Origin of the sequence: Ferribacterium limneticum (assembly GCF_020510625.1) — a bacterium.
GTDB classification, from domain to species: domain Bacteria; phylum Pseudomonadota; class Gammaproteobacteria; order Burkholderiales; family Rhodocyclaceae; genus Azonexus; species Azonexus limneticus_A.
Window position 1 is genome coordinate 3,387,501 of record NZ_CP075191.1, and the last position, 14,221, is coordinate 3,401,721.

The following is a 14,221-nucleotide window of genomic DNA, read 5'->3' on the forward strand; positions in this document are numbered from 1 at the left end:
CGTAGCAATTGATTGCTCAAAAGCCAAAGATAAACACCACTGCTTATCTTTGGGTTTTGGTGGAGGATAACGGGATCGAACCGTTGACCCCCTGCTTGCAAAGCAGGTGCTCTCCCAGCTGAGCTAATCCCCCGTTTAGTTATTAGTTGTTAGTTATTAGCTGCTAGCAAAAGCTAACGACTATTGACTACCGACTAACCACTGACTTGGTGGGTCTGGTTGGAATCGAACCAACGACCCCCGCCTTATCAAGACGGTGCTCTAACCGACTGAGCTACAGACCCTCGTCTGTTTGCTACTCATGAACAACCGATAAGTTGTGGGTGCCAGGATGCTTCTCTAGAAAGGAGGTGATCCAGCCGCAGGTTCCCCTACGGCTACCTTGTTACGACTTCACCCCAGTCACGAACCCCGCCGTGGTAAGCGCCCCCCTTGCGGTTAGGCTACCTACTTCTGGCGGAACCCGCTCCCATGGTGTGACGGGCGGTGTGTACAAGACCCGGGAACGTATTCACCGTGACATGCTGATCCACGATTACTAGCGATTCCGACTTCACGCAGGCGAGTTGCAGCCTACGATCCGGACTACGATCGGCTTTCTGGGATTGGCTCCCCCTCGCGGGTTGGCGACCCTTTGTACCGACCATTGTATGACGTGTGAAGCCCTACCCATAAGGGCCATGAGGACTTGACGTCATCCCCACCTTCCTCCGGTTTGTCACCGGCAGTCTCGTTAAAGTGCCCAACTAAATGATGGCAATTAACGACAAGGGTTGCGCTCGTTGCGGGACTTAACCCAACATCTCACGACACGAGCTGACGACAGCCATGCAGCACCTGTGTTCCAGCTCCCTTTCGGGCACACCCAAATCTCTAAGGGCTTCTGGACATGTCAAGGGTAGGTAAGGTTTTTCGCGTTGCATCGAATTAATCCACATCATCCACCGCTTGTGCGGGTCCCCGTCAATTCCTTTGAGTTTTAACCTTGCGGCCGTACTCCCCAGGCGGTCAACTTCACGCGTTAGCTCCGGTACTAAATGGTTTTACCCACCCAACACCTAGTTGACATCGTTTAGGGCGTGGACTACCAGGGTATCTAATCCTGTTTGCTACCCACGCTTTCGTGCATGAGCGTCAGTATTGGCCCAGGGGGCTGCCTTCGCCATCGGTGTTCCTCCACATCTCTACGCATTTCACTGCTACACGTGGAATTCCACCCCCCTCTGCCATACTCTAGCCTTGCAGTCACAAACGCAGTTCCCAGGTTGAGCCCGGGGATTTCACGCCTGTCTTACAAAACCGCCTGCGCACGCTTTACGCCCAGTAATTCCGATTAACGCTCGCACCCTACGTATTACCGCGGCTGCTGGCACGTAGTTAGCCGGTGCTTCTTATTCCGGTACCGTCATCCACACAGGGTATTAACCCATGCGTTTTCTTCCCGGCTGAAAGAGCTTTACAACCCGAAGGCCTTCTTCACTCACGCGGCATGGCTGGATCAGGGTTGCCCCCATTGTCCAAAATTCCCCACTGCTGCCTCCCGTAGGAGTCTGGACCGTGTCTCAGTTCCAGTGTGGCGGATCATCCTCTCAGACCCGCTACAGATCGTCGCCTTGGTGAGCCTTTACCTCACCAACTAGCTAATCTGATATCGGCCGCTCAATCAGCGCAAGGTCCTAAGATCCCCTGCTTTCCTGCTCACAGAATATGCGGTATTAGCGTAACTTTCGCTACGTTATCCCCCACTGAAAGGTACGTTCCGATATATTACTCACCCGTTCGCCACTCGCCACCAGGATTGCTCCCGTGCTGCCGTTCGACTTGCATGTGTAAGGCATGCCGCCAGCGTTCAATCTGAGCCAGGATCAAACTCTTCAGTTTAATCCAACAATATAACTCGCATTCTCACTGACGGTAGATTGCTCTACCTGAATGGATTTCTCCATCCTTACTTCAGTGCGTTTGCCTTTAATGCTTTTTTGTGACCAAAGTCACTTCGCATCAAGACACCCACACTTATCGGTTGTCCAATTTGTTAAAGATCAATTCCACCGCGCCAAACCAGAAGTCCGTCAGCAGCAGAGAGGCAAGATTATGAAGCAAACCCCTCACCCCGTCAAGCACTTCAGCAAAATTTCTTGCTTCGCCTGACTCTTCCACACCGCCGAAAAACCCCGGCACTGCAGAAGAGGTGCGCATTATATAGAACCAAAACCCGCCGTCAACACCTTTACAAAAATAACCACAAAAAAACAGCAACCCAACGAAATCAGGCGACCATCATCTTGGCAAATTTTCGCTCACCCACCTGCAGCACCACTTCTTCACCAGCCACGACGGGGAGCACACTATCGGACACCTTGTCACCCCCAAAAAAAGCAATCCTTCATCGCAGACCCGCCGGATTTACGCAACCTTGCCCGGGCACACAAAAGAAAACGGGAGCCGAAGCTCCCGTTTTTGTTTCTAAATCTGGTTTAAGCCAGATTAGAAGGTGTGACGCAGACCGAAGGAAACGCCGGTGTAGTTGGAACCAGCACCAGTGGCAACACCATTGTTAACCGGCATGTTGTAGAACGTGTAGTTAACATTGTCGTTGTTGCTCAGGCGGCTCAGGCGAGCGTGCAGCATGGTGCGCTTGCTGAGCGTGTAACCGTACTGGAGGGTCCAGAGGTTAGCTGCAGTCTTATCCAGGGAACCGGTTTCGTCCTTGGTCTTGAAGGCGTGAGCGTACTGCAGACCAACGGTGTTCTTACCGAAGGACTGGGCAACACCCAGGGACAGAGCCTGGCGCTTATCGTAGGCGCTACCGTTTTCAACCTTGGTGTTGTCGTACAGAGCGGTCAGCTTGGTGTTGGACGGCAGGGTGTAGGTACCAGCCAGACGCCAGACGCGAGCTTCAGCATCAGCAACGCCACTGATGTTGTCAGCCTTGTGGTAGCCAACGCCAGCAAAGGCCGGGCCGTTTTCGTACTGACCAGCCAACTGGTAAGCACGAGCTTCGCCAGTGTTAGCACCGTTCGGCTGGGTTTCGCCATTGATGTAAGCAGCAGTACCAGAGAAGCCACCGAAGGACGGGGAAACGTAGGCAACAGCATTGGAAGCACGGTCGTCAGCACCGGTCTTGGTGCCAGCGATTTCGCCGGTCAGGGAAGCGGTGGTACCGAAACCGGCAGCACCCGGCAGCAGATCAACCTTGGCGCCGAAAGCGCGCAGCGGGTGGGTCAGGTTACCAGCAACTACAGTACCGAAACCGCCGGTCAGGCCGACGTAGGCATCACGACCACCAGCCAGACCGCCGCCGTTGTCGGCGTACAGAGCGGACTCGTACAGGAAAACAGCCTTCAGGCCGTTGCCCAGATCTTCAACACCCTTGAAACCGATGTAGTTGCCATGGGCATCCAGACGGCTAACGGTAGACTGGTTGACACCGTTGGTGGCGCCAGAAGACTTGACGAAAGCTTCTTGAACGTCGATGACACCGTAGATGGTGACGTTGGTTTGGGCGAAAGCGGCGGAAGAGGCCAGAGCGGCAACTGCCAGAGCAATAATCTTCTTTTGCATCAGAAAAATCTCCTTAGTGGTTAGTTTTTAATCCGTCCCGTAGGCCGGACTAAGCTTTACCTCTCGGATCGAGAAGTTGCAACGATTGTCGCAAAGAGCAAAACGCCCTAGCAACCTGTGTTTGCGTTAGTGCGACGCTTTTGGCTGGTTTTGTTGTTTCGGCGCAACAGCAACCGAGTGGTCTAGTTAACGTTCTGCGAACCGGCAATGGCGGCATTACCCGGACAGTAGAAATAGTCCTTCATGACATTCCAGGCCAGTTCGTGGGTGAACTTGGGGGGCTGAATCAGCCCTTGTTGCTCCAGCGGCGTCAGGGGACGCAGCCTCGACAGTTCGACGGTATCTGTCAGATGGCGCAAGGCAAGCGTGTAGATATTGAGGCGCTGCCGCCAGCGAGCATCCTGACCGGGAATGCTCGCGCTCGCTTCAGGCGAATAACCTGCCGAGTTCAAGACCGGGCTCCGGGGCGCGCATGAAGGCTTCGCCGACCAGGAAGGCATTGACCTTGCTGGCACGCATCAAAGCAACGTCTTCCGGCTTAAGAATGCCGCTTTCGGTGACCACGATACGGTCGGCCGGGATACGCGACAACAGACCGAGCGTCGTATCGAGCGTCACATCGAAGGTGCGCAGGTTGCGGTTGTTGATGCCGAGCAGCGGGGTTTTGAGCTGCAGGGCGGCGTCGAGCTCTTCACCGTTGTGCACTTCGACCAGCACGGCCATGCCGTAGGCGTTGGCCTGAGCTTCGAGGGCTTGCATTTCTGGCAGGCTCAGCGCGGCGGCGATGAGCAGGATGGCGTCGGCGCCCATGGCGCGGGCTTCGGCGACCTGGTAGGCATCGACCATGAAGTCCTTGCGGAGTACGGGCAAGGCGCAGGCGGCTCGGGCGGCTTGCAGGCATTCCGGGCAGCCCTGGAAGTAGTGGCGGTCGGTGAGCACCGACAGGCAGGCGGCACCGTGTTGCTCGTAGCTGCGGGCGATGTCGGCCGGGTGGAAGTCCGGGCGGATGACGCCTTTGGACGGGCTGGCCTTCTTGATCTCGGCAATCACTGCGGCTTGAGCATTGGCGATCTTGCTGCGGATGGCGCCGACGAAATCACGCGGGGCGGCTTGCGCGGCGGCTTCGGCCTCAACGACGGCCAACGGTTTGATGAGCAGCGCCGCTGCGACTTCTTCGCGCTTGGTGGCGATGATCTTGTTGAGAATGTCGCTCATGCGAATTGCTTTGTGGCGTTGATGAATTGATCGAGTTTGGCCCGTGCGGCACCGCTGGCGATGGCCTCGCGGGCCTTGGCGATGCCATCGCCAATACTGTCGGCCACATTGGCGACATAGAGCGCAGCACCGGCGTTGAGGCAGACGATTTCGCGGGCCGGGCCGGGCTGGTTGGCGAGCACGCCGAGCAGCATTTCCCGGGACTCTGCGGCGCTACCGACGCGCAGCTTGCGCAGCGACTGCATCTGCAGGCCGTAGTCTTCCGGGTGAATTTCGTATTCGCGGATTTCGCCGTTGTTCAATTCACCGACCATCGTGGCGGCACCGAGGGAAATTTCATCCAGGCAATCCTTGCCGTGCACAACTAGCACGCGCTCGGCGCCGAGGCGTTGCATGACGCGCACCAGGATGCCGACGAGGTCGGGATGGAATACGCCCATCAGCGTATTCGGCGCGCCGGCCGGGTTGGTCAGCGGGCCGAGGATATTGAAGATGGTGCGCACCCCCATCTCGCGGCGCACCGGGGCGACGTGCTTCATGGCGGTGTGATGATTCGGGGCGAACATGAAGCCGAAGCCGGTTTCATCGATACAGGCAGCTACTTGCTCAGGCGACAGCATGATGTTGGCCCCCAGCGCCTCCAGCACGTCAGCCGCACCGGAACTTGAGGAAACGCTGCGCCCTCCATGTTTGGCAACCTTGCCGCCGGCCGCGGCGACGACGAAGGCCGCGGTCGAGGAAATATTGAAGGTGTGCGCCGCATCACCACCAGTGCCGACGATGTCGACGAAATGCCTGTCGTAGGGAATCTTGACCGGCGTTGCCAGTTCTCGCATGACGCTGGCGGCCGCAGCGATTTCGCCGATGGTTTCCTTCTTGACACGGAGGCCGGTGATGATGGCGGCAATCATGACCGGCGTGACTTCGCCGCCCATGATCTGGCGCATCAGGGAGACCATTTCGTCATGGAAGATTTCGCGGTGTTCGATGACACGCTGCAGCGCGGCTTGCGGGGTCATTGCTTGTGTTCCTCGAGGAAGTTCTTGAGCAGGTCGTGACCGCATTCGGTCAGGATGGATTCCGGGTGGAATTGCACGCCTTCGACGGCCAGGGTCTTGTGGCGGACGCCCATGATTTCGCCATCGTCGGTCCAGGCAGTGATCTCGAGGCAGTCAGGCAGCGTGGCGCGCTCGATGGCCAGCGAGTGGTAGCGGGTACAGGTCAACGGGTTGGGCAAGCCTCTGAAAACGCCGATATCCTTGTGATGGACCGGGGAGACCTTGCCATGCATCAGCTGCTTGGCGTGCACGATCCTGCCGCCGAAGGCTTCGCCGATCGACTGGTGACCGAGGCAAACGCCGAGCAAGGGAATCTTGCCGGAAAACTCCTTGATCGCCGCCAGCGAAATACCGGCCTGAGCCGGGGCGCAGGGGCCGGGAGAAATGACCAGATAATCGGGCTTCATCTGGGTGATTTCGGCTAGCGAAATCGCGTCATTGCGGAAGACCTTGACATCCTGACCCAGCTCACCGAAGTACTGGACGAGGTTGTAGGTAAAACTGTCGTAGTTGTCGATCATCAGCAGCATGCTGGCGATTCCTTGATGGCGTGGATTTGCAGGCCTGAAATTTTACCTGTAAAGGCAGCGAAACACTCGGCATTCAGAATTCGGGAAATTTCTCCGAAAGTCCTGATGTCCGCCACCTCACGCTCCTTCCAATCCGGCGCCTTGCTTAGTCTCGAAAGGCAAGCAGAATGAGCCTGTCGACCAGGCCGCTTGGCCAAATCGGCACGCTGCTGGTTCTGTCCGTTGTCGTGCTTGCCTGGCGCTCGCTGGCCTTTTCGCTGTCGAGTGCGACGCTGTACGTGGATGAGGCGCAATACTGGTTCTGGGCGCAGCATCTGGAGTGGGGATATTTTTCCAAACCGCCTGGCATTGCTGCACTGATTCGCCTGTCGACGTCACTGTTTGGCGACGGCCCGCTCGGCGTCAAGGCGCTGACCATGCTCTGCTATCCGCTGGCAGCCCTTGCCTGCTGGCTGATCGCCCGGCGCCTGTACGACCATGGCGTCGCCCTCTGGTCGGCCATCGCTGTCCTGACGCTACCGATCTTTTCCTGGCTGGGCCTGTTCGCCTCGACCGATGCGCCTTTGACGCTGTTCTGGCTGCTCGGCCTGTGGCTCTACCTGCGCGCTCTCGACCGCGGGCACTGGATAGACTGGCTGATGCTTGGCGCCGTGTGCGGATTGGGCCTGCTCTCGAAATACACGATGGCGGTGTTCATCGGTGCGCTTTTCGTGCACCTGCTTTGTTTCCACCGTAGCCGCCTGGCCGGCGCCAAGCCCTGGGCCGCTGCCGGCCTGAGCCTGGCGCTGCTCGCCCCCAACCTGCTCTGGAACATCGCCAACGATTTCCCGACGCTTCGCCACACCGCCGACATCACGGTAAATCGGCACAGTGCCGGCGGCTTGAAATCGCTGGCGGAATTCTGGGCGGCCCAATGGATCGCCTTCGGGCCGGTACTCGGCAGTGTTGCCGCGCTGATCCTGTTCCGGGTGCGCGAGAATTGGCGCGACACGCCGGCCCGCCTGCTGCTCTGGATTTCACTGCCGCTATGGGCCGTCGTTTCGGCCCAGGCGTTCCAAGGCAGCGCCAACGCCAACTGGGCTGCCCCGGCATTCGGGCCAATGACCATTCTGGTTGTTGCCTGGCTGCGGCAACGCGATAAACAAAAATTGTTATTGGCCGGACTGGCGAGCAACCTGCTGCTCATCGGCACGCTCTACCACGCACCCAGCCTGCTGGCTGCGGCCAATGCGACAAGCCAGGCCAAGCTGAACCCGTTCATCCGCGCCACCGGCTGGGACGACCTTGGGCTGCAGCTTCGCCCCCACGTTCAGGCCCACCCCGATGCGGTGCTGATCGCCAACAACCGCACCCTGCTTGCGCACATGGCTTACGAACTGCACGACCTGCGCCCGGCCATCGCCAGCTGGAACCCGGAAGGGGTGGCCGGTGACCACTTCAAATTGACGACGAACCTCGGTGCCCACCGTGGCGCCGATGCGCTGTTGCTGGCCGAGGAAGCCCCGGGTCCGGAATTCACTCAAAGGTTCAAACGTGTCGAAAAGCTGGCCTCGCTGAAGACGCCACTCGACGCCGCCACTTCACGCCACATCGAGGTTTATTTACTCCATGAATTCCAGGGATATTGAGTTCCGGATCGCCGTGATCGCAGCCAGTGCGCTGGCCCTGTTGTTCGTCGCCTTCCCGGAGACGGACCTGTGGGTCGCTGGCCTGTTCCACCAAAACAATTGGCAATGGCTGCTGGCGCAGGACAACCCGCTGATCAGAATTCCTTACCACGGGCTGCCCCATCTCGGACGCGCCCTGATTGTCACGCTGCTGCTGCTTTGGTTGGGCAGCTTTGTTTACCGGCACTCGAAGCTGAGATCGCGACGCTTCCTTTTCGGTTTCCTGCTGACGGCAGCACTGATTGGCCCGGTCCTGCTTGTCGACGCCGGCCTGAAAAATCAGGTCGGGCGGGCTCGCCCGGCACAAATAGAAACATTCGGCGGGAGCATGGTGTTCACGCCGGCGTTCACACCAAGTAATCAATGTGAACGCAACTGCTCCTTCGTCAGTGGACATGTCGCCACGACGGCCTTTGTCATGGCCTTCGGATGGCTGAGCAGCGCAGCAATCCGAAGGCGCTGGCTGGTGGCCAGCATTGCGGCTGCCGGCTTCATGGGGCTGGTTCGCATGTCGGCCGGCGGACACTTCCTGTCCGATTGCGTCTTCGCCTGGTTCGCCACCTATTTCAGCCTCTGGCTGACCGAGTGGATCTTTCTGCAGATGGCCTGGCATCGCGATGCGATCCGGTCGTGGCGACGCTTCCCACCCCTTGCTTCCTGGCTTCAGCTTCCGGCTGCAAGATCGGGCATTCAGCAGCCAGGGCGCTGACCCGGCACGAGCCACGGAGGCTGAGCGCCACTAGTTCAGCCTTTGGCTTCCTTCTCGATTAAAATGCACGCTTTCCTGCCGGACACCCCCATGAGCGCAGCCATTTCGATTCCTCCGCACAGCCTTTCCATCGTCGTTCCGTTCTACAACGAGGAAGACAACATCGCGCCACTGGTCAAACGGGTGCACGAGGCACTGGTCGGCTATGAGCATCCGTGGGAGTTGGTACTGGTCGATGATGGCAGCAGCGATGCGACTGTTGACCGGGCGGTGCAATGTGCCCACGACTACGGCCCGCATGTTCGCCTGGTCGAGCTGACCCGCAATTTCAAACAGACGGCTGCCATGCAGGCCGGCATCGACGCCGCCCGCGGCGACGTGATCGTGACCATGGATGGCGACCTGCAGAACGACCCGATCGACATCCCGCGGATGGTGGCGCGCCTGCTGAACGAAGACCTTGATCTGGTCGCCGGCTGGCGCCAGAACCGCCAGGACGGTCTGTTCCTGCGCAAGATTCCGTCCAAGATCGCCAACCGCCTGATCGCCCGGATGACCGGCGTCCATCTGCGCGACTACGGCTGCAGCCTGAAAGCCTTCCGTGGCAGCGTGATCAAGAGCGTCCGCCTGTATGGCGAAATGCACCGTTTCATCCCGGCCTGGCTGGCCACGGTAACGACGCCGCGCCGCATCGCGCAGGAACCAACGACGCACCATGCCCGGACGGCCGGCGTTTCGAAATACGGCATTTCGCGCACCTTCCGCGTCATCCTCGACCTGATCGCCGTCTATTTCTTCATGCGCTTCCGCGCCCGCCCCGGGCACTTCTTTGGTGGCATCGGCCTCGGCCTCACCGCGCTCTCCGGGTTGGTCCTGGGCTGGCTGGCCTGGGTCAAGTTCGGCCTGGGCGAATCGATTGGCGGCCGGCCGTTGCTGATCGTCGGCATCGGCGGGCTGATCGCTGGCGTGCACTTCATCACCACCGGCGTTCTGGCGGAGTTGCTGGCCCGCATCTATTTCGAATCGGGTACCGTACGCTCCTACTCGGCCCGGCTGGCGGCACCGCTGGCAACCGACGAAGCCTGGCACAAGCCGAACTGATCTTGCATTAGCCACAAAAAAGCCGCTCATTTCGAGCGGCTTTTTTGTTTGGGCAAGGTGCGGCGATCAGTCGATCCGCGTATCCAGCCCCTGCTCGGCCAACTCAGCGGCGCGCAGCACGGCACGCGCCTTGTTCAGGGTTTCGGTCCATTCCGAATTCGGATCGGAATCAGCAACGATGCCGGCACCGGCCTGAACGTACAGTTTCTTGTCCTTGAGGACGGCCGTGCGGATGGCAATGGCCACATCCATGTCGCCGTTGAAACCGAGATAACCGACCGAGCCGGCATAGATGCCGCGCTTGACCGGCTCCAGTTCGTCGATGATTTCCATTGCCCTAACCTTGGGCGCGCCGGAGACGGTACCGGCCGGGAAGGTAGCGCGCAGCACATCGAGTGCATCCAGCCCCGGCTGCAGCTTGCCTTCGACGTTCGAAACGATGTGCATCACGTGCGAGTAGCGCTCGACGATCATGTTCTCGGTCAGCTTGACCGAACCGATGCGCGCGACACGACCGCAGTCGTTGCGGCCAAGATCGAGCAACTGGGTGTGTTCGGCCCGCTCCTTTTCGTCGGCCAGCAACTCGACAGCCAATGCCGCATCCTCTTCCGGCGAGGCCCCGCGCTTGCGGGTGCCGGCGATTGGCCGCACCGTGACGCGCTCGCCTTCGAGGCGAACCAGGATCTCCGGCGAAGCACCGACGACGTGGAAATCCTCGAAGTCGAAGTAGAACATGTAGGGCGACGGATTCAGGCTGCGCAGGGTACGGTAAAGCGCCAGCGGACTCGCCAGGAAGGGCTTGGTCATGCGCTGAGAGAGCACGACCTGCATGATGTCACCTTCGGTAATGTAGGACTTGGCCTTGAGCACGGCCTGCTTGAAAGCCGCTTCGCCAAAGACGGAAACGGCTGCCTCCGAATGCACCGGCTGTTCGCTTGGCAGGGTGACCGGCGTGCGCAGCTTCTGCAGCAACTCCTTGAGACGGGCACGAGCCTTCTGATAGGCACCGGGGAAGCCGGGTTCGGCATAGACGATCAGCGTCAGCTTGCCGGACAGGTTGTCGACCACCGCGATTTCTTCGGAAAGCAGCAGGCCGATGTCCGGCGTACCGATTTCATCCGGCTTGTTGGTACGGGTCAGACGGGTTTCGACATAGCGCACGGTGTCGTAACCGAAGCAGCCGACTAGGCCGCCGCAGAAGCGTGGCAGGCCGTTCGCCGGCGGCGCGCGGAAGCGCTGCATGAACTTGCCGATGAACTCCAGTGGGTTGGTGTCGTTTTCACGTTCGGCGATGCGGTTGCCGGTCAGCACCAGCACCTGGTGGCCATTGACGACGATCCGCGTCTGGGCCGCCAGGCCGATGATGGAATAACGACCGAAGCGCTCGCCCCCCTGCACGGACTCGAGCAGGTAGGTGTAGGGCGTGTTGGCCAGCTTCAGGTAGATGGAGAGCGGCGTGTCGAGATCGGCAAACGTCTCCAGTGTTACGGGAATACGGTTGTAGCCTTGCGCGGCAAGCGAATTGAATTCGGTTTCAGTCATGGGGAAGCCTCGAAAATGACAGGTATGTAGCGTTCTGGGCGCGCCGGTCAGGCGCAAAAGCGAAAAGGGTTATGGACGCCAGGGGCGCCAACCTTGCCAATCGTTCCAGAGTCGCTGAGTTGTCATTTGTGGTGGAGGTCTTTGAAAGTAAGGGCTTGCTGGTAGGCCGCAAGCAAATCCGATACTAGCGCATCGCAATCGGCACTGTCCACCGGCTTGCCTTCGTTGTAGCCATAGGGCACACAGAAGGTGGGCGAGCCGGCAGCGCGGGCGGCGTGGATGTCGTTTTCGGAATCACCGATGTGCAGATTGCGGTCCGGCCGTACATTGAACAGGCGGCAAGCGTGCAGGATGGGCTCAGGATGCGGCTTCTTGTTCGGTGTCGTATCGCCGGAGACGATCACGTCAAAGTAGTCAGCCAGCCCCATGCGCTCGATCAGCGCTTCGGTGAACATGCCCGGCTTGTTGGTGACAACCCCCATTTTGAGACCGCTGGCTTTCCAGGCTTGCAGGCCTTCAATCACGCCAGGATAAATCTGGGTGAATTTTCCGTTAACCACGGCATAGTGGCGCTTGAAGGACTCGATCGCCGCGTGCAACTGCTCGGCACTGGGCGGATGCTCGTGGGTCAGGCAGCGCTCAACCAGCACGGCCATCCCCTTGCCGACGAAGCTGTGCACCTCGGCCTGCGTGCGCGGCGGGGCGCCAATCTCATCGAGCATCAGCCGACAGGCCTCGGCCAGATCGGCGATGGTATCGAGCAGCGTGCCGTCGAGATCGAAGGTAACGGATTGGAAAGGAAAGTTGTTAGTCATTAGTCGCTCGTTGCTAGGGGCTGTTAACAATTGGGTTTTTGGCGATCATGCCAGCCAGATATAGGCGGAAGCGAGGTTGAGCATGGACATGAAGTTCTGCGCTAGCTTCTCGTAGCGTGTGGCGATGCGCCTGAACTGCTTGAGTCGGCAGAAAAAGCGTTCGACGAGGTTGCGGTCTTTGTAAAGGTGACGATCATAGGCACGCTGAGTCAGGCGATTACCGCGTGGCGGAATCACCGCCTGTGCGCCCTGCGCTTCAATGGTGTCGACGAATGCGTTGGCATCGTAGCCCTTGTCGGCGATGACGCTCTGCGCCTCAATCCCCTCGATGAGAGCGGCTGCTTCGGTAATGTCGGCGATTTGCCCAGCGGTCAGGCGCAAACGCAAGGGATTACCCAGGGCCTCAACCGCCGCATGAATTTTGGTACTCAGTCCGCCCCGGCTACGCCCGATGGCTTGATCGCCCGCTTTTTTTGGGCGCCAGTCGCGTGTTGGTGGGCTCGCACGATGGTCGCGTCGACAAACAACTGCTCCAGATCGGCGTCGCTCTTGAGTGCTTCGGCCATCCGCGCCCAAACCCCTTTCTTGCTCCAGCGGGAAAAGCGCATGTACGTCGTGTGCCAAGCTCCGAAGTGCGTGGGCAGGTCGCGCCACGGCGAGCCCGTGCGGGCGATCCATAGCACCGCTTCGACAAAGAGTCGGTTGTCGCGCCCAGTTACCCCGCGCTCGTTGGCTCTGCCTGAGCACAGGGCTTCGATTCGCCGCCATTGGTCGTCTCGCAACATCTTCCGGTCCATCCTCGCAGACTCCAAAAAGCGAGAATGTACATAGTTTCGTCATTTGTGAACAGCCCCTAGTAACGGCATGGGGTTCATGGTTTGCTAACGACTAGCGACCAACCGCCAGCAACTCGGCGCGCAGCGCCGCGATGATTGAGTCATAACGATGCGGATCGCTGTCTTTACCAGCACCGTAGACAGCTGAACCGGCGACGAAGGCATCAACGCCGGCGCGGGCGATTTCGGCGATGTTGGCGGTGTTTACGCCGCCGTCGATTTCGAGGCGGATGCGGCGGCCGGTTTCCTTTTCATAGGCATCGAGCTTGGCGCGTGCCTGTTTCGCCTTGGCCAGCGTGCCGGGAATGAATTTCTGGCCGCCGAAACCGGGGTTGACGCTCATCAACAGAATGACGTCGATCTTGTCGAGCACGTAATCCATGTAATCCAGCGGCGTCGCCGGATTGAAGACCAGACCGCCCTGGCAGCCGGCATCGCGGATCAGCGACAGGCTGCGATCGACGTGTTCGGAAGCTTCCGGGTGGAAAGTGATGATATTCGCCCCGGCTTTGGCAAAATCGGGGATGATGCGATCGACCGGCTTGACCATCAGGTGCACGTCGATCGGCGCCGTGGTGCACGGGCGGATTGCCTCGCAAACCAGCGGCCCGATGGTCAGGTTGGGAACATAATGGTTGTCCATCACGTCAAAGTGAATCCAGTCAGCCCCCGAGGCGATGACGTTGGCCACTTCTTCGCCCAGCTTGGCGAAATTGGCTGAAAGAATACTCGGTGCGATAACGAAATCTTTGGCTGACATGATGCTTCCCTGAACAATAACAGACGAAATTATCCCATGCCCGACACCAACAAGTACCGAATCGAAGTGCAACCCATGCCGCAGTTCATTCCGGAGCAATCTGACCCGGAAAACGACCGCTACATCTTTGCTTACACCATCACCATCAAGAATATCGGGGAAGTACCGGCCCAACTGGTGTCCCGGCACTGGATCATTACCGATGGCAATAACGAGGTCCAGGAAGTGCGCGGCCTCGGCGTGGTCGGCAAGCAGCCGCTGCTCCAGCCCGGCGAAAGCTTCCAGTACACCAGCGGCTCGTCGCTAACGACAGCGATCGGGACCATGAAAGGCACCTACCAGATGGTGGCCGAGGACGGAACGCATTTCGAGGCTGAAATTCCGGAGTTCGTCCTGGCCAGCCCGCGCGCCCTGCACTGAGAAC

14 protein-coding genes, 2 tRNA genes and 1 rRNA gene are annotated in these 14,221 nt (G+C 59.3%); 4 read left to right on the forward strand and 13 right to left on the reverse strand.

The window, feature by feature from the left end:
- Positions 1-57: 57 nt before the first annotated feature.
- The 9 genes from KI617_RS16305 to KI617_RS16345 form a co-directional block, all read right to left on the reverse strand.
- Positions 58-133: transfer RNA gene (locus KI617_RS16305), tRNA-Ala, on the reverse strand.
- A 74-nt stretch (positions 134-207) separates the two neighbouring features.
- Positions 208-284: transfer RNA gene (locus KI617_RS16310), tRNA-Ile, on the reverse strand.
- Between the two features lie 59 nt (positions 285-343).
- Positions 344-1,881: ribosomal RNA gene (locus tag KI617_RS16315) — 16S ribosomal RNA — on the reverse strand.
- Between the two features lie 135 nt (positions 1,882-2,016).
- Complete coding sequence (locus KI617_RS16320) at positions 2,017-2,199, reverse strand: hypothetical protein (RefSeq protein ID WP_226448049.1); 183 nt, start codon at positions 2,197-2,199, stop codon at positions 2,017-2,019.
- Positions 2,200-2,487: 288 nt separating this feature from the next.
- The gene (locus KI617_RS16325) at positions 2,488-3,564 is read right to left on the reverse strand and encodes a porin (RefSeq protein WP_226448051.1); all 1,077 of its coding nucleotides are present in this window, start codon (positions 3,562-3,564) and stop codon (positions 2,488-2,490) included.
- 182 nt (positions 3,565-3,746) lie between these two features.
- Complete coding sequence (locus tag KI617_RS16330) at positions 3,747-4,016, reverse strand: nucleotidyltransferase substrate binding protein (RefSeq protein WP_226448053.1); 270 nt, start codon at positions 4,014-4,016, stop codon at positions 3,747-3,749.
- On the reverse strand, positions 3,991-4,779 hold the full coding sequence (trpC, locus tag KI617_RS16335; protein ID WP_226448055.1) for an indole-3-glycerol phosphate synthase TrpC: 789 nt from the start codon (positions 4,777-4,779) through the stop codon (positions 3,991-3,993). Before trpC ends, KI617_RS16330 begins: the two co-directional genes overlap by 26 nt.
- The gene (trpD, locus tag KI617_RS16340) at positions 4,776-5,798 is read right to left on the reverse strand and encodes an anthranilate phosphoribosyltransferase (RefSeq protein WP_226448057.1); all 1,023 of its coding nucleotides are present in this window, start codon (positions 5,796-5,798) and stop codon (positions 4,776-4,778) included. Before trpD ends, trpC begins: the two co-directional genes overlap by 4 nt.
- Positions 5,795-6,367, reverse strand: coding sequence for an aminodeoxychorismate/anthranilate synthase component II (locus tag KI617_RS16345; protein ID WP_226448059.1), 573 nt, complete (start codon positions 6,365-6,367; stop codon positions 5,795-5,797). The genes trpD and KI617_RS16345 overlap by 4 nt, the downstream gene beginning before the upstream one ends.
- A gap of 167 nt (positions 6,368-6,534) precedes the next feature.
- Between KI617_RS16345 and KI617_RS16350 the strand changes: the two genes are divergently transcribed.
- The 3 genes from KI617_RS16350 to KI617_RS16360 all read left to right on the forward strand — a co-directional run bounded on the left by KI617_RS16350 (position 6,535) and on the right by KI617_RS16360 (position 9,844).
- On the forward strand, positions 6,535-7,995 hold the full coding sequence (locus KI617_RS16350) for a glycosyltransferase family 39 protein (RefSeq protein ID WP_226448061.1): 1,461 nt from the start codon (positions 6,535-6,537) through the stop codon (positions 7,993-7,995).
- Between the two features lie 40 nt (positions 7,996-8,035).
- Entirely contained in the window at positions 8,036-8,743 is a 708-nt protein-coding gene (locus KI617_RS16355; RefSeq protein ID WP_226448062.1) for a phosphatase PAP2 family protein, read from the forward strand.
- Between the two features lie 90 nt (positions 8,744-8,833).
- The gene (locus tag KI617_RS16360; RefSeq protein WP_226448064.1) at positions 8,834-9,844 is read left to right on the forward strand and encodes a glycosyltransferase family 2 protein; all 1,011 of its coding nucleotides are present in this window, start codon (positions 8,834-8,836) and stop codon (positions 9,842-9,844) included.
- Between the two features lie 66 nt (positions 9,845-9,910).
- On the opposite strand, the gene trpE is transcribed toward KI617_RS16360, so the two are convergent.
- From trpE to rpe, 4 genes are all read right to left on the reverse strand, one after another.
- A complete protein-coding gene (gene trpE / locus KI617_RS16365; RefSeq protein WP_226448066.1) occupies positions 9,911-11,386 on the reverse strand; it encodes an anthranilate synthase component I in 1,476 nt (491 codons plus the stop codon).
- Positions 11,387-11,508: 122 nt separating this feature from the next.
- On the reverse strand, positions 11,509-12,201 hold the full coding sequence (locus tag KI617_RS16370; RefSeq protein WP_226448068.1) for a phosphoglycolate phosphatase: 693 nt from the start codon (positions 12,199-12,201) through the stop codon (positions 11,509-11,511).
- A gap of 45 nt (positions 12,202-12,246) precedes the next feature.
- Positions 12,247-12,998 (reverse strand): IS5 family transposase gene (locus KI617_RS16375; protein WP_226445962.1). Its coding sequence is split into 2 segments (ribosomal slippage): positions 12,247-12,671 and positions 12,671-12,998, totalling 753 coding nucleotides; the frame shifts between segments, so codons are not numbered across the junction.
- Positions 12,999-13,089: 91 nt separating this feature from the next.
- Positions 13,090-13,797: a ribulose-phosphate 3-epimerase gene (gene rpe, locus KI617_RS16380; RefSeq protein WP_226448070.1), complete on the reverse strand. Its 708-nt coding sequence runs from the start codon at positions 13,795-13,797 to the stop codon at positions 13,090-13,092.
- Between the two features lie 36 nt (positions 13,798-13,833).
- Between rpe and apaG the strand changes: the two genes are divergently transcribed.
- Entirely contained in the window at positions 13,834-14,217 is a 384-nt protein-coding gene (apaG, locus tag KI617_RS16385; protein ID WP_226448072.1) for a Co2+/Mg2+ efflux protein ApaG, read from the forward strand.
- The last annotated feature ends 4 nt before the right edge of the window (positions 14,218-14,221 follow it).